The sequence below is a fragment of the Microcoleus sp. B13-B6 genome, assembly GCF_036705405.1.
Lineage (GTDB): Bacteria > Cyanobacteriota > Cyanobacteriia > Cyanobacteriales > Microcoleaceae > Microcoleus.
This window is the reverse complement of the sequence record NZ_JAUBUJ010000038.1, coordinates 22,886-44,418: the sequence shown is the minus strand read 5'-3', so window position 1 is coordinate 44,418 and position 21,533 is coordinate 22,886. Positions and strand designations below refer to the sequence as shown.

The following is a 21,533-nucleotide window of genomic DNA, read 5'->3' as shown; positions in this document are numbered from 1 at the left end:
GCAATACTTTTTGACCAAGACTAATGGAACTTGCTAATTTGTCGGCCAATTTACGATCGCCCGACGAAGCTGTCGATCGCCATCCTGTGACGGTTGCGCCCTCAACTTCCATCGGCGATGCGATCGCCCTGATGCGTCGGGCGAGCAACCCTTGCCCACTGCCTAATTCACCTGCACTTCCCGACTCAAACGAAACTGTAAAAGCACCGATTAGTTGCCTCTTAGTTGTCGATGAAAATCAGCTAGTCGGACTGCTAAGTCCGGAAGATGTGCTGAACTTAGCCGCGGCAGAATACGGATTGCAAGGCATGAAAGTTGCCGACGCAATGACGCGGAATTTAATTGTCTTAAAAGAATCAGAATTTACAGATATTACTACCGCATTCAAGCTATTTTGTCAATACTCGCTCGATTGCTTGCCAATTGTAGATGAACGGGGTCAGCCAGTAGGTTTAATCAGTGAAAAAAGGATTCGCCCAGCAATGTATAGCTGGATGGAGGCACTACACCAAGAAGCGGAAAAACTCCAGGAACAATGCCAACTGTTAGAGGGCAATTGTGAACTAGAAAAAGTGAGCGATCGCCAAAATGCCGAAAATGCCATGTGGCAGAGCGAGGCGCGCTACCTGGCGATTGTGGAAGACCAAACCGAACTGATTTGCCGCTACCTCCCCAACGGTAAAATAACTTTTGTCAATCAAGCTTACTGCCGTTATTTCGGCCTGCAGCAGTTCGACTTACTCGGCAAATGCTTCATGTCGCTGCTGCCAGAAGCAGACCGAGAAATTTTTCAACAGCAATATACTTCTGTGTCTCCGGAAAACCCTATTTTTACCTGCGAACACCGAGTAATTTTGCCTAGCGGGGAAATTCGCTGGCAGCAGTGGATCGATCGGGCTATATTCAACGACAGCGGACAAATCGTCGAGTATCAAGCAGCAGGCCGGGATGTCACGGATCGCAAACAAGCAGAAATCGCTTTGCAGCAGCTCAATGCAGAGTTAGAACGGAGAGTGCAGCAGCGGACACAATGGTACGAAATGGCAGTAGCGGCCGGCAAAGTGGGGGTTTGGGACTGGAATTTGGAAACCGACGAAATCTACATTGCTCCCTCTTTGAAAGCTTTGTTGGGCTATCAAGACGCAGAGATTCCCAACCGCATGGAAAATTGGGCGTCTCATGTTCATCCCGACGATCGAGTTGCAGTCGAAGACGCAGTAAATGCTTATCTAGAAGGTGTGACAGAAATTTATGAAGTAGAACACCGGATGCTGCGTAAAGACGGCAGCACCTGCTGGATACTTGCCCGCGGCAGCGCGATCCGATCGGCGGACGGCAAGGCCTGCCGCCTGACGGGCACTGACACCGACATTACCGATCGCAAATTGACCGAAGAAAAACTCCAAAAATCCGAAGCCGAACTGGTAGCGCTGTTTAATGCCATGACGGATATCGTGCTGGTTTTCGACGCAAGCGGCCGCTACCTCAAAATCGCCCCCACGGCTCCCGAACTGCTGTACAAACCGGCTCCTGAAGTGATCGGCAAAACCCTCGCCGAAATCTTCCCAGAAGCGGAAGCTAATTTTGCCCTCGGCCACATTCGCCAAACATTGGCATCTGGGGAAACCCACAGAATTGAATACAGCATGGAAATTGGCTGCAAGTTATTTTGGTTTGATGCCAGTATTTCGCCGCTGGAGCTCGATCGGGTGATGTGGGTCGCCAGAGACATTACCGCTCGCAAACAGGCAGAAGCTGCACTGCAAAAGAGCGAGGAAAAGTTTCGCAACTTATTTGACGATGCTCCGATCGCGCTTGGTTTGGCAAGCGTGCGCGACTACCGCACGATCAAAGTGAATGAAGCTCACCGCCAGATGTTGGGCTACAGCGATTCGGAGTTGGCTACCATGACTTTTACTGAACTCACGCATCCAGAAGATTTACAAGCAGATGTGGAGCAAGTCAAGGAGTTGGTCTGCGGCAATATTTCTCGCTTCCAAAGGGAAAAACGCTTGATTAAGAAGAATGGCGAGCTGATGTGGGCAAACTTGACGGTGACGCTGATCCGCGATCGCGAGGGCATTCCTCTCTACAGCATGGGGGCGATCGAAGATATCAGTTATCGTAAGCGGGCAGAAATCGAATTTCAGCAGTTAAAAGAACGCCTGCAATTTTTGCTGGGTTCTAATCCGGCGGTAATTTTTACAGCCGCACCGACGGAGGACTTTTGTACTACTTACATCAGCGACAACGTTCAGACAATCGTTGGCTACGAGCCGCAAGAAGTGTTAGCTGATTCTAAATTTTGGTCGAGCCGAATTCACCCGGAAGATCGGCCACAATTTCTATTAAATTTTTCCGATTTGTCCGAGGAAAACAATTGCATTTGCGAGTACCGTTTTCTACACCAAGACGGAATTTACCGCTGGCTAAGGACGGAACTAAAACTATTGGTTAACAGCAGGGGTATTCCGATCGAAATTATTGGTTATGCCGCTGATATCAGCAATTCTAAATACGCCGAACTCGCTAGGGGGCAGCAGTTCGAGCAAGAACGGCTTGTGGAGGCGATCGCCCGTCGTGTGCGCCAGTCTTTGCAATTAGAGGAAATTCTCAACACTACCGTTGCCGAACTCCAGCAAGTATTATTAGCCGATCGAGTTTTGATTTATCAAATTTTACCCAAAAGGGGCGGCCGAGTCATTGCTGAAGCCGTGGCAGAAGGATGCAGCCAACTTGTGGATAGATGTTTTGACCAAGAGGCTTTTCCGGCTGAAAGTTATCAGCTTTATTTACGAGGGCGAATTTGTGCGATCTCCGAACTAGATGAGCCGTCCCTGAAACCTTGTGTGGCCCAGTTTATGAAAGAGATTCAAGTTAGGGCAAAGTTAGTAGTGCCGATTCTTCAGCACAGCCAACTTTGGGGATTGCTAATTGCCCACCAATGCGAGATCCCTCGTGATTGGAAAGAATGGGAAATTAATTTATTTCAGCAGTTGGTGAATCAATTGGCGATCGCCATTCAGCAATCTCTACTTTACCAGCAACTGCAAGCTGAACTGAGCGATCGCAAACAAGCAGAAGCAAATTTGAAAAACTCCCTCAAAGAAAAAGAAATTTTGCTCAAAGAAATTCACCACCGCGTCAAAAACAACCTCTGCGTAGTTGCCAGTCTGTTAGAATTGCAATCGAACACAGTTGCCGACCCGCAAGTAAGCAAAATGTTTGAAGAAAGTCAGAATCGCCTTTATTCTATGGCTCTGATTCACGAAAAACTGTACCGTTCGACTAACCTGGCGCAAATTAATTTTGGCGAATATCTCGAAGATTTGGTAAGTAACTTGTTTCACTCTTACAATATTAGCAACAACCGAATTCAGTTGCAGGTATTAGCTGAGCCAATTTCCCTAAATCTTGAAACCGCTACTCCCTGCGGTTTAATTGCCAATGAATTGGTTTCAAATACCCTGAAACACGCTTTTCCTGATGGCACAACTGGTACAGTTAGTGTAGAATGCTATCAAACGGGCGATCGAGAAATCAACCTCTTAGTTAAGGACAACGGCATTGGCTTTCCTGAAAACTTAGATTTTCGGAAAACTCAGTCGATGGGCTTTCAAGTTGTCTGCACTTTAACCGAGCAGTTAGAAGGAACCATCGAAATCTCCAGAGAATTTGGTACATCTTTTCACTTGAAATTCAACGAGTTAAACTACTTTCAAAGATTGTAATGATATGAGTTTGACAGAACAAGAAATTAATATTTTGATTGTCGAAGACGAACTGTTAATTGCTAAAAACTTATCCCCTAAATTAGAAAAATTGGGATATCAAATCGCCGATATCGTTTCTTCAGGAGCGGATGCCATCCAGCGCGCCCGCGAACTAAGACCCGATTTAATTTTAATGGATATAGTTATCAAAGGCGACATTGATGGCATAGAAACAGCAGCAATAATTAATCAAGAATTAGATATACCAATTATCTATACAACTGCCTATGCCGACGACGAAACTTTGCAGCGAGCCGAAAATACTGGTTCTTACGGCTACCTGCTCAAACCTTTTAAAGAAAGAGAAATGCACGCCACTATCAAGATAGCACTGAGCAAACATCAAGAAGCAGTTAATCTGAAAAAAATAATGGCGTTAGCAGCAGAAAAAAGCGAAAATAGATCGCGCTTTATTTCTATGGCTTACCACGATTTAAACACTCCTTTAACTACTATACAGTTATCGGCTGAAATGCTAGAAGATAGCGACTTGCACAGCACCCCCGGAACTACAAATAAAAATGTCGCTCGAATTAAAAAAGCCGTCAGTAATATGAGTGGGTTGCTGGAAGATTTTTTAATGATTAGCAAAGCAGAATCAGGCAAAATCTCATTAAATTTAAATCAGATTAATGCGACGGATTTATGCAATTCTATTTTAGAAGAACTGCAACCGATAGTCACCGAAAAACACCTCGTAACTTTCCGCAGCCAAACAAATCCGCTGCACGCCAATCTCGATCCCAAACTACTGCACCACCTCCTGACTAATTTGCTTTCAAACGCTATTAAATATTCTCCAAACGGCGGCAATGTCAGTTTAGACTTAAGCTGCGAAAACCAACAAATAATTTTGTGCGTTCGAGATGAGGGAATTGGGATGACAGCGGAATATCAAGAAAAACTATTTCAGCAGTTTGAACGGGGTGCTAATGTAGGCAAGATTAAAGGATCGGGTTTGGGACTCTGCATTGTCAAACACATAGTTGACCTGCACGGCGGTACAATAAGTGTGGAAAGTGCGATCGGCAAAGGTACTACATTTATTGTCACGCTGCCTTTGTTAGTCAGTAGTCAGTAGTCAGTAGTCAGTAGTCATTAGTCATGTCCGGTAAAATAAGCACAATACTTGTAGGGGCGGGTTTCACCAACAATCTATCATCCAGACTAACAATCTACATAAACCCGCCCCCACCACGCGACAGAATTTCATCGCGGACAATTCAACGGAGAGGAGATAAAAGTATCGGGGGGGCGGGTTTATGAGATTGTAGATTACAGGCAATTATTGTTAGTGAACCCGCCCCTACAAAATTCATACAAGTCTCAATCAGGCCGGACATGATATCATTTTTAAGCAAATCGATCGGGAGACAAAAGCTCGATCGCCCTATCTTCTTCTCCCCCCGCCGCCTTCGCAAATCGCTCAGCCAAAGCAGGTACAATAGTCAAAGGATTGCTGAGACCAGAAAAAACGTGCAATCCAGGGCGATCGGCAATCGGCCCCACTACAGGCAAATTATCCGCGCTGAATGCCACACTACACTCGTGCCAAGTTGCCGATAAACCTGCCAAATCAGGCAAAACCTTGCCGATTGCTGCACGAATTGCCGTTTCGCTGGTTTCGCGATCGACTTTAGCATTCAAATCGCTCAAAGTGCGAGACAATTGCCCGATCCGCAAACTGCCATCATTAAACTGAATGGCACCAGAATCTAAAATCGGCGGCTGTAACTCTTTACCAGGTTCATCCCAAAGAAAATCCACCTCATTTCTACTCGATTCAGCTTCCAATTCAAAACGTTTTAATACCGCAGGCATCACCAAAGTCCTGAGTTTCAAATCCACAGGTGCAGTTTCCAAAATCTCGGTGCGAGTAAAATAAACTCCCGCAGAAACACCAGCCAGCTTCAGTAAACTCCGACTCCAACCTCCAGCACAAATAACCGTATTTTCGCAGGCATAACTTTCCTGTACCGTCTGGACTCCCGAAACCCGATTTCCCTCTTCTATAAACCCAATTACTTCAGCAAATTCTATAGTTCCTCCCAACCGCAGAAACCCTTGACAATAAGCTTTATTTGTGGCCGTCGGCGAAATGTGACCGTGACGCACAGTCAGAGCTCCGGCGATCGCACTTTTATTCAGCAAAGGTTCCAACTCGCCAGCTTCTGCAACACTCAAAAGCTGCGGAACGATCGCAAAATGCGCGTAATTAGCCGCCACTTTTTCGGGATCGGAGCCCGCATCAATTGTCAGCAACAAATCCAACTCGCGGAACTCAGTATCAGCATCTAATTGGGCTGATAAATGGCGGTGGCGTTCGATACCTTCCCGACACAATTGCCGAGTTAAATCAGTCGTTCCCGACCAATAAGCCAAGCCGCCGTAACTAAAACGAGTAGCATTTTGCATGGTAGCATCTCGTTCCAAAAGCAGCACAGCAAAACCTTTTTTTGCCAGTTCGTAACTCAGTGATGCACCAGTAATGCCACCGCCGACAACAATCCAATCGTAACTTTTCATGGGCAACTCAAAGGGAATCAAAATATCATGGTTAGATTTTAGCTTACGTTTTTTCGGAACCAATCGAAAAACCTCTACCTACAGGAAGAGGCTGCCTGCGATCGCCCTAACTGAAACTTCCACCCGTCGGGAGATGTTTAGGTAGAGATATTTTTCGTTCAATAGTAGGAATTAGAGTCAGCAAAAAATTAGAAATACCAGAGAGGTTTTTATGAGTATCGACAAACCAGGCAAAGATATGGAGCGCACGGTCAATCCGGGCGATCGCATTTCCGACAAACCGCAAACCATCGAAGAAAAAGCCCAGCAACTGGCAGTTGACCACGTACCCGACATCACGGGAGATGTTGTTACAGTTCCAACTTATGTGATCGTAGAAGAACCGGATGGGGAAAAGAAAGCTTTGCACCACGTCAAAGACGCCGACGAAATTTCCGACGTAATTCGGCAGGCCCGCGTTGACGAAAATGGTGAGCGGGTTTGGGATTAAGTTCAATCCAATAAAAACGGCTTTGTTGTACAAAAGTTATCAGAGAAATCATGGAAACAAATCCCAGAAATAGTACGCCCTATCCCAATCTTCCGCCGATTCTCGAAAGTGACGACGCAGAGTACCGCGACGCCGGCATTACGAGTACGCTTTCAATTGCAGGCCATCCCATCCACCCCATCATCGTCATCTTTCCGGTAGCCTTTTTAGTAGGAGCAGCGGGCACGGACATCGGTTATTGGCTGACAAGCGATCCGTTTTGGGCGAGAGCTTCGGTTTGGCTGATGGGTGTCGGTTTTGCTGCGGGGATTTTGGCCGCAATCACGGGCTTTTTAGATTTTTTCAAAGTTAAAAGAGTGCGCGATCGCAGTGCCGGTTGGTTGCACATGGGCGGCAATGTGGCGGTTATGGTACTTACCCTGATTAACCTGGTGTTGCGACAAGGAAATCCGGCTGAGCCGATCGTATATACAGGTTTAGCAATATCGATCGTCGTGGCAACCTTGCTCGGCATTACAGGCTGGTTCGGCGGCGAACTAAGTTTTCGCCACAAAATCGGCGTCATTGGCCCTAGCAGTCATAATTCCTAGGTGTCTGACCATTTGTAGTAGGGACTTCACTCCCTCTTCATTGGATAATTTAGGACTAAAGTCTTGACTACTAACTTAAAGATTGTCCCAGCCAATTCAGATAAGCATCGCTGCCAGCGATAATAGGAATAGCAATAATTTCGGGAACTTCATAGGAATGGAGTTCCTGAACTTTTGTTTTTAAAGCCTCAAATTTAGCCATATCAGTTTTAATCAGCAACTGCCACTCTGACTCGCAATGAATCTCGCCTTGCCAACTATAAATCGAGCGAATGGGTGACAAACTCACACAAGCAGCCAGCTTGTGTTCAACTAGAGATTTAGCGAGATTCTCCGCCTCCGCCTCCGATGCTGCAGTTACCAGCACCACCCCAAAATTAATTGTCATAGCCATCAGTGAACAGTGAACAGTGAACAGTGAACAGTCAACAGTCATCAGTCAACAATCATCAGTCAACAATCAACCGTTAATCTCATTAACTTCCCAAGAATTGACTCTGCCCGCCCCAGCTAAAGAAAAATAGCGCCTAGTAGATTCCGGCAAAATAGCTCCAGCCAACAAAGCATTATCTAAATTAGCTCCTATTAACGTCGCCTCGCTCAAATCTGCCGCCATCAAATCTGCTTGACACAGCTTTGCCCAATTCAGATTTGCCCCTCTCAAACAACTTCCCCTCAACTTAGCCCCGGTTAAGTTTGCACCCGCCAACTTCACCCCCCGCAACTGAGCCGCGCTGAAATTCGCCCCCGCCAAATTCGAGCCTTCCAAATTAGCTCCCATTAGTTTAGCTTCGCTCACGTTAACGCCGCTTAAATCTGCACCGCAGAGATTCACCCCTGCCAACTGCGCTCGCCGCAAACTGACTCCTGTTAATTGAGCTCCAAAAAGTTTTGCACTATTGAGCCTTGCACCGTAAAGGTTTGCCCACTTAAAATTAGCAGCAGTCAGATTCGCGCCCAGCAAGTTAACTAATTGCAAGTCGGCGCTGCACAAATTCGCATTCCACAACACAGCACCCCGCAGGTTGGCGCCAGTTAAAGTTGCGCCGCTTAACTTTGCTCTCGGCATTTTTGCTTTTACCAAAAAAGCACCGCTGAGATTGGCTTTTGTCAAATCTGCACCTGAGAGTTGGGTTTCACCCATTTTGGCAAAACTCAGATTAGTTCTGTGCAGCAGTGCACCTTTGAGTGTTGCTTTGGTGAGAAACGCTCTACTGAGGTTGGCCCCGGAAAGATTAGCTCGCGAAAGGTTGACTCCGATTAAGATTGCTCCGCTGAGGTCTTTCCCGCTGAGGTCGGCTCCAGTAAAGTCTCTTTCTCCTTTTTCGTAATTGTTGAGCAGTTCGCTAACTTCCATAGGGCGTGATACCTTCTATGATTGGGGGGGTTTCGATCGAGAAATCTCTAATCTTAAGGTTGTTTCAGAAATTAGACTGTTTCAGAAATTAGACTGTTCCAGCGTTTGCCTCAAACGGTATAAATCCCAATAACATCACTTTCTGTTTAAAGGCAATCTCTTAATAAAGATTTTATATCTTCCACGGGGTAGCGATCCCGCTTTCGGTATTTTTGAATTAAAAATTAATGTTTCTTGACATAGATAGTCATTGCTTAACGATCGACCGTTATATCAAATCCGTTAGCATCGGAATAGTAAATTCCAGTTCACTGTTCACTGTTGACTGTTCACTGTCAACAGTGAACCGTCAACCGTCAACATCATTCCGGTGTAACCGGAAATGATATTATTCGCAACTTCAGGCGCAGCGTGCCCTTGAATCCTGCGGGAGGTTGCCAGGAACTCAAGGCCCTCTTGAGATCCTCTACGGCGTCTGTTGCTTGCAGCGTCGAGGTTTTAGTGTCGATAGCCAATCGGGCAACGCGGCCGTCTTGTACCAATAACTTCCATACCGTTTCACCGCTAACCCCCGCCGGGAGATTAACAGATTGCAGGTATTGAGTCAAATCCGCGATCGCCCCTGCATCCAACCCTTCGACGCTAACTACTTGCAGGCGAGAAGCCTTTGGCTGCGATGGTTGCAACTCACCGTAACCTCGCGGCGGCGCCATAGCAGGAGCTGGACTCACCGGTGCCGAGTTGCGATTCGAGGTAACGCTGCGAGTGCCGCCTCTAGTTGGCTCTGCCCCCTCCGACTGGAAAATACCCTCATAGTTGACACCCTGCGGCAATTCTACAGGCACTTGCACTCGACGACGAGTTCCATCTGCTTCGACTCGCACTTCTTCGCTCACAGCCACAAAAGCCGTGTATTCCGACAGCAAGCGATAAGTCAGAGCAGTATTAGTCACAGATTCCACTAGAGATTTAGTCTCGCCACCAAACATTTGATTCATTAAATCTTTAATGCGCGATCGCCCCCAAAGTTGAGCTACCGCAGGATTGCCAAAATCCGTAGCGGTTGCTGCGACTGAAGTAGACTCCCGCTGCCGCCCGCCGGATTGAGCAAAATTAACCGGTAAAACTTGCTCGTAAGCTTTGCCGCCCGCAAGAGTGCCGCGGATGCGAAGTTGGCCGGGGGCTCGATCGGTCTTTTTGCCAAACAAAACCAGCGGCCCACTCGCAAACAAGTCTGGCGGTGCGATCGGATAAATCTCCGGTTTTTCCCCCATTCCTTCCCAACTAATTTGAATATTAGTCAATACCGGACGATTAATTTGACTAAAAAACTTTTCTGCTGCTTCTGCTGACGGTTCATCTTGACGAATTACTTGAGACGTGCCTCTTCCCACTTCCGCCAAACGGTTGAGCAAAAACCGATTCACCGAACCGCCGACACCAAAACTATAAAGTCGATTTCCTGGTTTCAGACTCTGCTGAACCAGAGCCAGCACTTCATTTTCATTACCAATGTAACCATCCGTAATTAATACAATACTCCGCAGCCTTCCCGTAGCCGCCGCCGGAAAATTCATCACTGCTTGAATCCCGTTAAGCAGTTCACTTCCTCCGTTAGCCTGCAACTTTTCGATATAATTAATTGCGCTTTGTCGATTTTCTGCCGTATTCGCTAAAGGAGTAGTTGAAAGCGCTTGCGTAGTGTTGGCAAAATCAATAATAGTAAAAGTATCGTTGGGATTCAGTCCTTGGATGAAGCGGCGCATCAACTCCTTAGATTTTGCTAGTGGTTCGCCCTTTTGAGAACCGGAAGTATCCATCAGAAACACGACATCTTTAGGTACAATTTCATTAGTTTGGTAGTTTAATGCCGGAATCAAATAAGTAGCAAAATGACCGCCCCGCTGGTCGGATTGAGTCAAGACAGTTGAGCGCGTATTTTCGCCCGCCACTCGATAGCGCAAAATTAAATCTTTATTGGGAATTGTGTCAGAATTGGCTAATTGGACTTGCACAATATTTCCCCTGCGGTCAGTTGTAATTTGATGGGAAGTAGAGCGGACATCGCCGATCGCAACTCCGGCATCTATTTCTACCGAAACAGCAATATTGTGACCCGATCGCGTTCCCGGAGGCAAGACAGGCGGGTTAATGCGATCGGCATCGGTATTAACCCCCCCCTGCCCCCCCCTTGCTAAGGGGGGGGATTGAGCATCGCCCCCCCTTAGTAAGGGGGGGTTGGGGGGGGTCGAATTTCTCGAAATATAGCGCGGCCCTACCACCATTGGAAACACAAATTCGTAATCGCCGCCGACAAACTTGAGACTTTCGGTGTAGCGAATCGTAACTTCAATTTTTTCTCCCGGTTTGATATTAGCCAGAGACTGAGTAAAAATATTATCGCGTTCTTGTTCCAACAAACCAGCACTCCGGCCTTGCTTTCTGGCTTGTTCGTACATTTCCACAGCTTCCTCGCGGCGTTTGATATCAGCTTTAATAATTCGATCGCCTATTTTAATTTCCATATCATCCACCGCCGCTTCATCGGGCAAAGGAAATACATAAACAGCTTCTATAGATTCGGGAAAAGGATTTTCAAACTTCTGAACAACTTCGACGCGGGAGATATTGCCAGCTATTTTGGCTTTAACTTCCGTCTGCTTGAGAGGAAAGACTTGTTCTGGGGCCGTATTTGGAGTTTTGACGAACAAACCGCCGACAGGACACCGATTTTGTGGCGATCGTCCGCCATTGCAATTAACATCGTTACTAGCGAGGATTTTCGGCGACACAGACGAATAATTTTCCCCAGGATCTTTTGCCCGCGCTGCATGGGGAGCAAGCCACGCGCCACACTCTATCGCAGCGAGCAATGCGATACCAGCACAAAGCAACCGTTGAGGGGAGAGAACGCAGACAAACTTCATAGCTGTTTTTTTTAGCAGACTTGAGGTGCTTTGTTTACCATGACTTTACCCTTTGCAAAACGTTCCTGAGTTAGCTTTTTGGGAAAAATGAAGAAACGGGCTGCACAAACGAGCAGGTTTGGTCGATCCTCTTCGAGGGCTTCACCAACGGGCGATCGAGCCCAACCTGCAAGATTGTATAATTAAGTTAGACGACAGTTAAATAGCTCTAACCGAAACCCCTGAAACCCTAATAAATTGTAATTACCATGAATTTTATCAACCCCAAAACCGACTTTGCCTTTAAAAAAATATTCGGCTCGGATGACAGTAAAGACATTTTGATTAGTTTCTTAAATGCTCTCCTCTACGAAGCACAGCCCGTTATCGAAGATTTAGAAATTATCGACCCCTATTTAGCTCCAAACATTAAAGGCATCAAAGATACTTACTTGGATGTTAAAGCCAAGATTACTGGTGACAAAACTGTGATTATTGAAATGCAGGTTTTGAATGTAGAATACTTTCAGCAGCGGGTTTTGTATAATGCAACTAAAACTTATTCAATGCAGCTAAGCACAGGAAGTGGCTACAGCAATTTAAACCCTGTGATTGCTCTGACAATTACAGATTTTAAAATGTTTGAGAATATGGACACAGTGATTTCGCACTTCATCTTCAAAGAAAAGACATTTTTAGTAGATTATCTAGCGGATCAATTTGAGCTGGTATTTGTGGAGTTACCAAAATTCAACAAGGGACTAGATGAATTAGAAACCTTGACCGATAAGTGGATATACTTCATGAAAACAGCTCAAGCTTTACAGTCTGTTCCAGAAGAATTGGAAAATGTACAGGAACTGAAACAGGCTTTTAAAATTGCCAATAGAGCGAATCTAAATGCTCAGGAACTAGATGATTTAGAGAAGCGAGAAATCTTCATTCAAGACCAGCGTGGCTCCATTAGTCTAGCTACCAAAATAGCCCTTGCAGAAGGTATCGAGCAAGGTATCGAACAAGGTATCGAGCAAGGTATCAAACAAGGGAATTTGCGATTAATTACTCGCCAGTTGGAACGTAGTGTAGGCGCACTGTCGCCGGAGATCCAAGCCTGTATAAGTCAGTTATCCGTTGAGGAATTAGAGAGTTTAGGAGAGGCTGTATTAGACTTTGCCACCTTGTCAGATTTGACAACTTGGTTGCAAGCACATAACAATCGTCAATGATGGGTCAAATGGGTGTAGGGGCAATCCCCCGTGGTTGCCCTTATGGATTACCTATGTCACATTTGAGTCTGACCTGACATTGAAGCATCTAAAGTCGAAAATCCTATGAGCAAATTTGTGTTTGTGACTGGCGGCGTGGTTTCCAGCATCGGCAAGGGAATTGTCGGTGCTTCCTTGGGCCGCCTATTAAAGTCGCGGGACTATTCTGTCTCGATTTTGAAGCTAGACCCCTATATTAACGTTGACCCCGGCACTCTGAGCCCGTTTCAGCACGGAGAAGTCTTTGTCACGCAAGACGGTGCGGAAACTGACCTGGATTTGGGGCACTACGAGCGTTTTACCGATACTTCCATGTCTCGCCTCAATAGCGTCACCACGGGTTCCATTTATCAAGCGGTGATCAACAAAGAACGCCGCGGTGAGTATCAGGGGAGCACGGTGCAGGTGATTCCGCACATCACTAACGAGATTAAAGAGCGAATTCACCGGGTAGCAAAAAATACTAATCCCGATGTGGTGATTACGGAAATTGGCGGAACGGTGGGAGATATTGAATCTTTGCCGTTTTTGGAGGCAATTCGCCAGTTTCGCAAGGATGTCGGCCGGCAAAATGTTGTGTATATGCACGTCACGCTGATACCTTGGATTCCTTCGGCTGGGGAGATGAAAACTAAACCGACTCAGCATTCGGTGAAGGAATTGCGATCGATCGGCATTCAACCAGATATTTTAGTCTGTCGGTGCGATCGCCCGCTGTCTTTGGGCATGAAACAGAAATTGTCGGAATTCTGCAACGTCCCCGAAGAATGTGTCATCACCGCTCAAGATGCTAAAAGTATCTACGAAGTGCCGCTGATGATGGAACAGGAAGGTTTGGCCCAACAAACCCTCAATTTGCTGCAACTCGAACATCGCCAGCCAGATTTGCATCAGTGGCAAACTTTAGTCAACAGGCTTTACAGTCCCAATCACAAAATTGATATTGCTTTAGTTGGCAAATACGTGCGGTTGAACGATGCTTATCTTTCGGTGGTCGAAGCTTTGCGGCACGCGGCAATTGCGATCGGCTGCGACCTGAATTTACACTGGATTAACTCAGAAGATTTAGAATCGGGAAACCTCGATAATTATCTCAAAGGTATCAACGGCATTGTTGTACCGGGAGGTTTTGGGGTTCGGGGAGTTGACGGCAAAATAGCGGCGATCGAATATGCTAAACACCACAAAATTCCATTTTTGGGATTGTGTTTGGGGATGCAGTGTGCTGTGATTGAATGGGCGCGCAACATCGCCCAACTACAGGATGCCAACAGCGCTGAATTTAACCCAGATACAGCAAATCCGGTAATTAATTTATTGCCAGAACAGCAAGATGTAGTCGATTTGGGCGGTACAATGCGACTGGGTTTGTATCCGTGCCGTGTCAACCCAGACACGCTAGCTTTCAAACTTTATCAGAAAGAAGTGATTTACGAGCGGCACCGCCATCGGTACGAATTTAACAACGCCTACCGCAATCTTTTCTTAGAATCAGGTTATGCAGTCTCCGGTACATCTCCAGACGGCCGATTGGTAGAAATGATCGAATTTCCCAACCATCCCTTTTTCATAGCCTGCCAATTTCACCCCGAATTCCAATCTCGACCTAGCGCCCCCCACCCATTGTTTCAAGGGTTTATCCAGGCCGCTAGCATCCAGGGAAAGCAGGATGTTTTAGAAGATGAGGGTCGCGACTTGGTGGCTGGGAAAGTTGTCGCAAACTGATCTCATATCATGTGCGATCGATTAGTTCTGATATATTAGATGTCTGTAGGGGCGGTTCCGAGTAGACAATATTCAAATCGCCCCGACTATCGACATTACAAAACCCACCCAACAGACCAATAGGATTTGATAGGGGTCGCACTTACCGGACTAGATATCGGGCAGCATTCTCAACGAGTGAAAAACCTCCCCCCCAACCCTATGCTAGGGCTGGGGGGCTAGTACCACAAGGGAGAAGGCAGAAGACAGAAGGTAAAAATGCTGATATATTTTTACTTAACTTTTTACGGATTTCCAGGGTGATACCAGTTTCCCCAAAAAATGCAACTTTAGGCAACTTCCCAACCCAGATAGTCATCAGTCATGCCCAATCTAAAATCTACAATCTAAAATCTAAAATGGTATGAGTTGTCAAATTATCCTAAAATACCAGGAAACACCGGTTTGAGGAGGCTTTGTGGCTTATTGGAGCAAAATTACTTATGAGAAAAGTACATACATAATTGACCTTGACACTATAAGTGCTTTTTCTAGCGAACTGGATAACAAGCGTATCACCTTTTGGCTGCCTAATAGCAGTCAGCCGATTATCCTCAATCCCCAAGGCAATTCTGAGGCTTACAAGCAAGTTCTCGATTACCTAAAAAAAACCATCGATCGCAATTCTAGAGGTTCGTGGATTAAAATTAATTATGACCGCAAAGAATTTGCGATCGATATGAGTCGAATTAGCTCTTTTGCTTGCGAACAGAACGGTCGGCTAAGCTTTTGCCTGCCTGACAGCGCAACTAATATTATTATCCTGCGCCAAAGCAACCCGGAAACTTATCAAGAAATTCAGGAATACATTAAAAATACGACTGGACAATCTCTGCCATGAAGAAGTCATTAGTCAGTAGTCAGTAGTCAGTAGTCAGTAGTCATTAGTCATTAGTCATTAGTCATGAGTCATTAGTCATTAGTCATTAGTCATTAGTCATTAGTCATTAGTTTAGAAGCATGAACAATGAAGGAGACTATGTTTAGTAACTCCTCACCTTCCTTCTATTTTTTTTTAGCTAAAGTGCTTAGGTTGCACTCTAATTTTAGTAAAAAAGCGCAGTAAAATGCGCTGTTTTTTTAAATTTTAACTATTGAACAAGCTGCCAAGCTAATTTGGCTGCCCCTACCATGCCTGCTTGATTGCCCAATTCAGCAACCAATAACTGCAAATCTTCGCGAGAACTCGGCAGTACACGTTGCTCAATTTCTTCTCGAACCTTCGGCAAGAAAAATTCTGCACCTGCACTAATTCCACCGCCGATAATAATAGCTTCCGGCGTCAAGATATAAATGAGACTTGCCAAACCGATACCCAGATAGCGCCCGTAATTTTGCCAGAATTCTAAAGCTTTGGCATCTGCCGACTTAGCTAGATTTGCTAATTCTAGCGGTTCCAAACCCGTTTCTCGGCGAATTGCTTGCACCGAAACGTACTGTTCTAAAGAACCGCGATTGCCGCTGTTGCACTCCGGGCCGTCGGGATTTATAGTAATCAATCCTAGTTCTCCGGCCGCGCCTTGATGACCTACAAATAGTTTGCCGTCTAGGATAACTGCGCCGCCGACTCCTGTACCTAAAGTTATTAAAATTAGGTCTTTAAATTGCCTTCCTGCGCCCAACCAAGCTTCTCCCAATCCGGCACAGTTGGCATCATTTGCTAATATTGTCGGCAGTCCGGTTTTAGCTTCCAACCAGTCAGCTAGGGGGACGTTATGCCAGTTTTTGAGGTTAATTGCTACTCTCGCTATTCGGCCGGCGGCGTCTGCGGGGCCTGGAGTACCGATGCCGATCGCACTTACAGCATTTTCGACCGGATTAAGTTGTAAAATAGCATCGGTCATTGTAGCTACAACGGCTTCTGGCGTTGCGGGTTGAGGGGTGGGAACAGTTAAGGATTGGTGACAAATGCCGTCTTCGCTGAATCTGCCGAGTTTAATGGCGGTTCCGCCTAAGTCAATGCCGATTACTTGTGTCATTCAATTTGGGTTTGGGATGGAAGAATTTGCGATTAATTTTAATAGGATAAATATTTTGTGTTATCCGCCTTGGCACCTTACAAATTCAGTGTTTAGTGAGGACTGAAGTCCTAAAAGTCCTATTTTAGTGTATAATAATTAGCGACGAAAACTGCGCTTAATTCTCAATAGTATCATACCGATCGCAATACGTAGCAAAAATTAGGGAGACAAGCGAGTTCGCCTATTTAATTTCGCCTAACTTACGTTGCGCTACCTCTCGGTTGTGCAAAGCATCGTGATAATCTGGTTGGAGAGCAATTGCCTGGTTATAAGATGCGATCGCCTCTTCAAATCTTCCTAAATTATACTGCTCATTCCCTCTCTCGCACCACGCTTTCGCCTCTACATTAACTTCCGATTCTGCCTCCGCAGCCTCAGCGCCTCTGCGATTCACTTCCCCAGAAAAACCCAAACCATCCCCAACAAACACCGCCTCAATCACCCTCCCCTTTGTATCCTCCTCCTCAACCTCCGGCAGCGGAAACCGTGTCAATATCTCCCGCCCAATTTGCCGCGCCACCTCTGACAATTCCCCGCTGCCAATTCTACCTAACAATACCAGCCGCTGCGCCAATTCCTGAAGCGATGCCACCGCATCCGTAGGGGCGGTGCCCCCGTGCCCGCCCTGCAGGTTTTCCCCCTCTAACAATCTTTGCCCAAACCGTCGCAGCCAAGCAGCCACTTCACCATCTTTAAGGCGTTTTGCGATTAAGAATCCCGCTACATCCCCTCGACTCCAGCCAGCATTCACCCCTTCTAGAATTTCCATGAATTTCGATTCGTATTCCGCGTCAGTTAATGTTGGGCGGATGGCGGTATTTTCCGAAGGCGGGGAGGGTTTGGTTGGGGTTCCGAACAGCCGCTGAATTAGTCGTTTGAAGAATTGCAGAATTTTGTTTAGCATTTGTGGGGTTGGGAGGAGTGGGGTATTTTCTATTTTATAGCAATTATCAAAAGTAGGATTACATCGAGATTGTCGGCGATGTCTGTAGGGACACGGCAGTGCCGTGTCCGGGATTGCGACGCACAACTAACAATCACGTGAAGTAGAATTAATCTACTTTAAAAGCGGATAATACAGTTCTCCAGTTGAGTTGATATAACCGGCCCTATCGCCCGCTAAATCCCCCGTTCCCATAAATACATCAACTCTCCCCGCGCCTTTGATTGCGCCGCCAGTATCCTGATCCAAAACGTACCGATTCACGGCATTTTGTTCGAGTTGTCCCGCCGCATTCGGATAAGGGAGTTTTGTACTAATTAATGCTAGTGCACCGGGTGGCATTAAAGCTTTGTCGGTGGCGATCGACCTTTCGGCAGTTACTGGCACTCCAATGCTTCCTGTGGCTGGAGCTCCATTACTATCCCGGAAGAATACAAAGCTTTCATTTTTAGGCAAATATTTGTTCATATCTGCGGGAAAGTTGGTAAAATATTCCCTTAGTTTCGGCAAAGTTAACTCTTCTAAAGTAAACTTTCCGTCTTTAACTAATTCTCGCCCGACTCCTGTATAACTGTGACTGGTTTTGCCTGCAAAACCGACGGTCATCTCGCTACCATCTGTTAGTTGCAATCTCGCAGAACCTTGGACGTGCACGAGAAATGCTTGGAATCGATCGCGCAACCAAACTAATTCTAATCCTCGCAGCAATCCTTTACTTGCCTGCAAAGCATCTGCGCCTTCTAATTGCAATCTTGTCGGGTGAGGTTTCGGCCAAGATGCCATGTTTGGCGGCATCCGGTACAGGGGATAACGGTATTCGGAATTCGGCGTGCGAGATGCTGCGTAAGTCGGCTCGAAATAACCTGTAAATGCTACTGTTCCTTTGCCGTCTTTGCCCGTGGATTTGTAAAATACAAATTCGCGCTTGACTGATTCCTGAAGTTGTGCTGGCGTTGTGGAACTGACAACTAATTGGCGGAATCGATCGAGGGAACGGCGGACTCGATCGCGCGTAACTCCTGCGACTGGATAGCGGCTGTAAGCGCTGGCGGCGGCCGATGTATTGAGATAGCGGAGGCTGTGGTCGATCGACCTTAACAGCAATTCTTTATCGCCCGGTTTGCCATTTTCGCCCCAGATTTGAGCGTCAAAGGCGATCGACTCCAACCCACTCGCTTGTAATTGATTTACAGTCATTGGTTGCAGCGATGGAACTGCAACGGCGGGCACCGAAAAAGCGATCGCCAAAACGCAACAGGCAATGGCTAATAGCTGATAGCGAAAAATCTTGCTCAATTTCCAATCTTCCCTACTGAATTGATTATTTTCCTTATTCATCGAATCGTTCGACGCTAGAAGTAAATATCGGTTCTACGCGAATTGCGAGAACGCTGGTAGGCCGAACTACCATGTATTCGCCTTGAATATTTTTAATCGGGACATTAAGAAATTCTCTTGAATCTTGTTTCGGCACCAGCGTACTGCTGTACCACTTTTGAAAATCTTGCAGCGTTGCGAAACGTACTTCTTCGCGATGGCCGCCTTCAAGCAGCAGGTGCACGGAATATTCGCTGGGTGTTCTAGGCATAGCAGATGGGGAGAGTTGTTGGAGGACTATCTAAAATCTCAAATCTAAAATTGATGTGGTCGCCCTCAAGCAACAGGTGCAAGGAATATTCGCACTTGTGTTCTAGGCATATCTGTATTTTAGTTTTTTGATTTTAAGCTTTTGGAACGATTCCATATTTTACATCTTCCTCGGCGCATTCCCTCATCTAGTAGGCTGGGTCGAGGGACGGGGAGAGGGAGAGGGGGGAGAGTGGCAGAGTGGGAGAAGGGGAGACGGGCAGGGCTGTTTCATTCTCTTGTAGGGGCAGCCCCCCGTGGCTGCCCCAATCTCTGAAACACGAGCAAATCGTGGATGGGGAGGGTAGGCACGGGGAGTAGGGGTAGCACTACAAGAGTCAAAATCATCGTTTTCTTGAGAATGAAGCAGCCCTGGGGAGAAGGGGAGGGTGGGAGAGACCAGAGAGTTGTTGCAGGAAAATCTCAATCTAAAATCTAAAATCTAAAATCGATTGAGTTGCAGGAGGAAAACCCCAATCTAAAATCTAAAATCTAAAATCTAAAATCGATTGACGGCGGCCCCCCTCTGCGGCTACGCTGTGAAAATAAGGCTGCTTTCCTCAAAGAGGAAGCAGCCCACGTCGCTCAAAAATCTAGTTGCACTGCCCAAAGCTGCTACCAACAGCAATGGACAGCTAACCGCCAAACTGAGTAAGCAGTATGGAGGCTAGTTGAGAATTTTAACACTCTCTGTAGCCGCCCTGCTCTGTGTTAACCTGCGGGGCGGCTGGGTTTTTGGTTTTCTAGGAAAACCAAAAACCAGGAGACCATATTATGTCACAGGAATTCGTACCTGACGTTGACACTCCCCTGGCTGAAGCCGAGGGGATTCTTAATTCAGCGACTGACCTTAAAATGTTCTGTCCTTGCGGCAATTCTTAAACCTTTCAACCGTGGGGATACCACCAATTGATGAGCCTAACTCAGAAACACCCCAGCGGGTCTATCTCCAAAAGCGTACTAGGATACGAGCCTAGAGTTCGGGTATGCCCTACCCTACTTAACAATTCCCAGTAAAAAAGTTAGGTTAGCTGGATTTGGCTGTTTAGAGTGTTCTCGCCGCACTTTGTCCCCCGGTTTATGCCTAAAAGTGTGTCTCATGTCCCGTTTCACTTCGGGCAAGGGAGTTTAACCCTGACTGTTTCAGTTTACCATGCTGTCCTGTCGTGTCCAAAACTTTTCACGAAAGTTTGTGGAATTGAAAAGATGAGATTTTAGATTTAAGACTGGGGTAAAGAGAGCAGGCAGGATGAATCCTGCAACGCCCTTTCATCCCCGGACTGAAGTCACGGGGTTTTCAGGGTATTCCTTATAACTTATCCGCGCGTCCAAATGACGACTCAGCAGTATCGGAACAGGAAGTCGTGCGGATAACGGTTGTCGGTTCCCGCGCAGCCGTGTTAGAAACCATCCACACCTTGTACCGACTGGGATTTGCGGCTGTTGGCGATTGGAGTCCGCCACAGCGAGGCGCACAGCCGGGACAAGTTATAAGCGTACTCATTCGCCGATCGCGCAAAGCCCAAAAATAGGCTGAAATACGCTAGGGACACGACACCGTGCCTTTCGTCGTGTCAACAAACACGTTAAACCCGCAGTCCGACAGGGGTTGAAACCCCTGCCTCAAAACTCAAGTCCTCGCTATGAGGACTCAGAAGAAGACTTTTAAACTCATTAGTCCTCTTGAGAGGACTTTAGCTATTAGACAGGGAATTCATTCCCTGGCGGACTGACGGGCGGGTGGGAGGACTGGCGGACGATGGGCTTAAGTTGACACGCTTTGCACAAGGTATTGCCGTGTCCTCCATCGCCGCGGCTACATGGCTGGATCTGTGATTGTCACATCCTCCGAGGGCGATGGCGTCCCGCCCTCGCCCGTGCTACGGGAAATTTCATCATCCAACCCGGTTAATTTTATCCGTTCCCCCCCACAGTCAACACAAGCCTTGGCCCAAGTCTCTACAATGATTAATCAGGCGGAATACAGGGATTGTGTATTTTAGAACACGATTTGACCGCAACACTTAAAATAGTCTTGATTTACCGATCGACTGCACCCTTTTCTCATCAATATTTCTGGTTAGCTGGGGGTGTCTGTGGGCCGGAGTTCCGAGGTTCTGCTTCCAAAATGCTGAGAATGGTGCACAATTTCAAATTAACAACAAAACTTGCACTTTTTTGAGTAAGCTTTTGGGGGAACAGCTTAGAAACCCTCTTTCTAAGACTGATGCAAAATATCAAATTAATCCTCCACCTTGTCCAATTACTAATT

At 46.6% G+C, this 21,533-nt stretch carries 17 protein-coding genes; 8 read left to right on the top strand and 9 right to left on the bottom strand.

Features of this window, described 5'->3' with window-relative positions; translation table 11 throughout:
• Positions 1–23 precede the first annotated feature (23 nt).
• Positions 24–3,731, top strand: a complete 3,708-nt coding sequence (locus QUB35_RS18400) for a PAS domain S-box protein (RefSeq protein WP_333143221.1) — start codon at positions 24–26, stop codon at positions 3,729–3,731.
• Positions 3,732–3,735: 4 nt separating this feature from the next.
• Entirely contained in the window at positions 3,736–4,854 is a 1,119-nt protein-coding gene (locus QUB35_RS18395; RefSeq protein WP_333143220.1) for an ATP-binding protein, read from the top strand.
• Positions 4,855–5,126: 272 nt separating this feature from the next.
• On the opposite strand, the gene QUB35_RS18390 is transcribed toward QUB35_RS18395, so the two are convergent.
• Entirely contained in the window at positions 5,127–6,299 is a 1,173-nt protein-coding gene (locus tag QUB35_RS18390; protein WP_333143219.1) for an FAD-binding oxidoreductase, read from the bottom strand.
• Positions 6,300–6,510: 211 nt separating this feature from the next.
• Here QUB35_RS18390 and QUB35_RS18385 point away from each other — a divergent pair, with 211 nt between their 5' ends.
• A complete protein-coding gene (locus QUB35_RS18385) occupies positions 6,511–6,789 on the top strand; it encodes a hypothetical protein (RefSeq protein ID WP_333143218.1) in 279 nt (92 codons plus the stop codon).
• A 50-nt stretch (positions 6,790–6,839) separates the two neighbouring features.
• Positions 6,840–7,379, top strand: a complete 540-nt coding sequence (locus QUB35_RS18380) for a DUF2231 domain-containing protein (RefSeq protein WP_333143217.1) — start codon at positions 6,840–6,842, stop codon at positions 7,377–7,379.
• 70 nt (positions 7,380–7,449) lie between these two features.
• Here QUB35_RS18380 and cutA read toward each other — a convergent pair whose 3' ends face one another.
• From cutA to QUB35_RS18365, 3 genes are all read right to left on the bottom strand, one after another.
• Positions 7,450–7,767 (bottom strand): divalent-cation tolerance protein CutA, encoded by a 318-nt coding sequence (cutA, locus tag QUB35_RS18375; RefSeq protein WP_333143216.1) that lies wholly within the window; start codon positions 7,765–7,767, stop codon positions 7,450–7,452.
• Positions 7,768–7,839: 72 nt separating this feature from the next.
• Positions 7,840–8,736, bottom strand: coding sequence for a pentapeptide repeat-containing protein (locus tag QUB35_RS18370; RefSeq protein ID WP_333143215.1), 897 nt, complete (start codon positions 8,734–8,736; stop codon positions 7,840–7,842).
• Between the two features lie 362 nt (positions 8,737–9,098).
• On the bottom strand, positions 9,099–11,663 hold the full coding sequence (locus tag QUB35_RS18365) for a VIT domain-containing protein (protein WP_333143214.1): 2,565 nt from the start codon (positions 11,661–11,663) through the stop codon (positions 9,099–9,101).
• Between the two features lie 248 nt (positions 11,664–11,911).
• Between QUB35_RS18365 and QUB35_RS18360 the strand changes: the two genes are divergently transcribed.
• The 3 genes from QUB35_RS18360 (at position 11,912) to QUB35_RS18350 (ending at position 15,512) form a co-directional block, all read left to right on the top strand.
• Entirely contained in the window at positions 11,912–12,868 is a 957-nt protein-coding gene (locus QUB35_RS18360) for an Rpn family recombination-promoting nuclease/putative transposase (RefSeq protein WP_333143213.1), read from the top strand.
• A 105-nt stretch (positions 12,869–12,973) separates the two neighbouring features.
• Positions 12,974–14,632: a CTP synthase gene (locus QUB35_RS18355; RefSeq protein ID WP_333143212.1), complete on the top strand. Its 1,659-nt coding sequence runs from the start codon at positions 12,974–12,976 to the stop codon at positions 14,630–14,632.
• 457 nt (positions 14,633–15,089) lie between these two features.
• Positions 15,090–15,512 (top strand): hypothetical protein, encoded by a 423-nt coding sequence (locus QUB35_RS18350; RefSeq protein ID WP_333104639.1) that lies wholly within the window; start codon positions 15,090–15,092, stop codon positions 15,510–15,512.
• A 250-nt stretch (positions 15,513–15,762) separates the two neighbouring features.
• Here QUB35_RS18350 and QUB35_RS18345 read toward each other — a convergent pair whose 3' ends face one another.
• The 4 genes from QUB35_RS18345 to QUB35_RS18330 all read right to left on the bottom strand — a co-directional run bounded on the left by QUB35_RS18345 (position 15,763) and on the right by QUB35_RS18330 (position 19,223).
• A complete protein-coding gene (locus tag QUB35_RS18345) occupies positions 15,763–16,650 on the bottom strand; it encodes an ROK family protein (protein ID WP_333143211.1) in 888 nt (295 codons plus the stop codon).
• A gap of 223 nt (positions 16,651–16,873) precedes the next feature.
• Positions 16,874–17,596: a tetratricopeptide repeat protein gene (locus QUB35_RS18340; protein ID WP_333143210.1), complete on the bottom strand. Its 723-nt coding sequence runs from the start codon at positions 17,594–17,596 to the stop codon at positions 16,874–16,876.
• A gap of 153 nt (positions 17,597–17,749) precedes the next feature.
• On the bottom strand, positions 17,750–18,973 hold the full coding sequence (locus tag QUB35_RS18335; RefSeq protein ID WP_333143209.1) for a murein transglycosylase A: 1,224 nt from the start codon (positions 18,971–18,973) through the stop codon (positions 17,750–17,752).
• Positions 18,966–19,223, bottom strand: coding sequence for a hypothetical protein (locus QUB35_RS18330; protein ID WP_333040861.1), 258 nt, complete (start codon positions 19,221–19,223; stop codon positions 18,966–18,968). The genes QUB35_RS18335 and QUB35_RS18330 overlap by 8 nt, the downstream gene beginning before the upstream one ends.
• Positions 19,224–19,770: 547 nt before the next feature.
• On the opposite strand from QUB35_RS18330, the gene QUB35_RS18325 reads away from it, so the two are divergent.
• The gene (locus QUB35_RS18325) at positions 19,771–19,932 is read left to right on the top strand and encodes a hypothetical protein (protein ID WP_333143208.1); all 162 of its coding nucleotides are present in this window, start codon (positions 19,771–19,773) and stop codon (positions 19,930–19,932) included.
• 638 nt (positions 19,933–20,570) lie between these two features.
• Here QUB35_RS18325 and QUB35_RS18320 read toward each other — a convergent pair.
• Positions 20,571–20,765 (bottom strand): hypothetical protein, encoded by a 195-nt coding sequence (locus tag QUB35_RS18320; RefSeq protein ID WP_333143207.1) that lies wholly within the window; start codon positions 20,763–20,765, stop codon positions 20,571–20,573.
• Positions 20,766–21,533 lie beyond the last annotated feature (768 nt).

What these genes read in the sequence shown, in the direction of transcription:
- QUB35_RS18355 (WP_333143212.1), top strand. Translation starts at nt 12,974, where the DNA reads ATGAGCAAATTTGTGTTTGTGACTGGCGGCGTGGTTTCCAGCATCGGC.
- QUB35_RS18380 (WP_333143217.1), top strand. Translation starts at nt 6,840, where the DNA reads ATGGAAACAAATCCCAGAAATAGTACGCCCTATCCCAATCTTCCGCCG.
- QUB35_RS18340 (WP_333143210.1), bottom strand. Translation starts at nt 17,596, where the DNA reads ATGCTAAACAAAATTCTGCAATTCTTCAAACGACTAATTCAGCGGCTG.
- QUB35_RS18400 (WP_333143221.1), top strand. Translation starts at nt 24, where the DNA reads ATGGAACTTGCTAATTTGTCGGCCAATTTACGATCGCCCGACGAAGCT.
- QUB35_RS18330 (WP_333040861.1), bottom strand. Translation starts at nt 19,223, where the DNA reads ATGCCTAGAACACCCAGCGAATATTCCGTGCACCTGCTGCTTGAAGGC.
- QUB35_RS18390 (WP_333143219.1), bottom strand. Translation starts at nt 6,299, where the DNA reads ATGAAAAGTTACGATTGGATTGTTGTCGGCGGTGGCATTACTGGTGCA.
- cutA (WP_333143216.1), bottom strand. Translation starts at nt 7,767, where the DNA reads ATGACAATTAATTTTGGGGTGGTGCTGGTAACTGCAGCATCGGAGGCG.
- QUB35_RS18385 (WP_333143218.1), top strand. Translation starts at nt 6,511, where the DNA reads ATGAGTATCGACAAACCAGGCAAAGATATGGAGCGCACGGTCAATCCG.
- QUB35_RS18345 (WP_333143211.1), bottom strand. Translation starts at nt 16,650, where the DNA reads ATGACACAAGTAATCGGCATTGACTTAGGCGGAACCGCCATTAAACTC.
- QUB35_RS18360 (WP_333143213.1), top strand. Translation starts at nt 11,912, where the DNA reads ATGAATTTTATCAACCCCAAAACCGACTTTGCCTTTAAAAAAATATTC.
- QUB35_RS18370 (WP_333143215.1), bottom strand. Translation starts at nt 8,736, where the DNA reads ATGGAAGTTAGCGAACTGCTCAACAATTACGAAAAAGGAGAAAGAGAC.
- QUB35_RS18365 (WP_333143214.1), bottom strand. Translation starts at nt 11,663, where the DNA reads ATGAAGTTTGTCTGCGTTCTCTCCCCTCAACGGTTGCTTTGTGCTGGT.
- QUB35_RS18320 (WP_333143207.1), bottom strand. Translation starts at nt 20,765, where the DNA reads ATGAGTACGCTTATAACTTGTCCCGGCTGTGCGCCTCGCTGTGGCGGA.
- QUB35_RS18395 (WP_333143220.1), top strand. Translation starts at nt 3,736, where the DNA reads ATGAGTTTGACAGAACAAGAAATTAATATTTTGATTGTCGAAGACGAA.
- QUB35_RS18335 (WP_333143209.1), bottom strand. Translation starts at nt 18,973, where the DNA reads ATGAATAAGGAAAATAATCAATTCAGTAGGGAAGATTGGAAATTGAGC.